This is a genomic window from Adlercreutzia sp. DFI.6.23, from assembly GCF_024462535.1.
Classification (GTDB): Bacteria; Actinomycetota; Coriobacteriia; order Coriobacteriales; family Eggerthellaceae; genus Adlercreutzia; species Adlercreutzia rubneri.
The window spans coordinates 1-437 of the sequence record NZ_JANGBP010000090.1; the positions used below are offsets into that span (position 1 = coordinate 1).

Here is a 437-nt window from a genome sequence, read left to right on the forward strand (position 1 = left end):
TGATGCCTCCGTAATAGTGAGTGACCAAAAGCGCGAAGTCGTTGGCCTCGTACAGCGGGTTCTGCTTGATGTCCAGCCGCGGCGAGTCGATGTGCGCCCCCAGGATGTTCATGCCATCGGAGATCGGCGCGGCCCCCACGTGCACGAGGATGACTGCCTTCCCCTGGGCGCAGGCCCACAGCTTGCTGCCCGGCCCCACGGGCGTGCCGGCGGCGATGCAATCGGCCAGCGAGTCGTAGCCGGCGTCCTCGGCCGCGGCAATGGCGGCCACAGCACACTCGCGCTCGGTCTTGTTGTCGGAGATGAAGTTGATGTAGTCAGCAGCCAGCGCCTCAACCTCGGCCGATGCTGCCTCGTCGTACTTCTTCCAAGCTACTTCGCGTTCCACGAGACTTCCTTTCTCTTGTGCGATCGAACACAGTATGAACCAATCTGTG

At 62.5% G+C, this 437-nt stretch carries 1 pseudogene; it reads right to left on the reverse strand.

Annotation, left to right across the window (positions count from 1 at the left end):
• Nucleotides 1-388: pseudogene (locus NE591_RS12480) on the reverse strand (aminopeptidase); the annotation flags it as partial.
• Nucleotides 389-437: the final 49 nt, after the last annotated feature.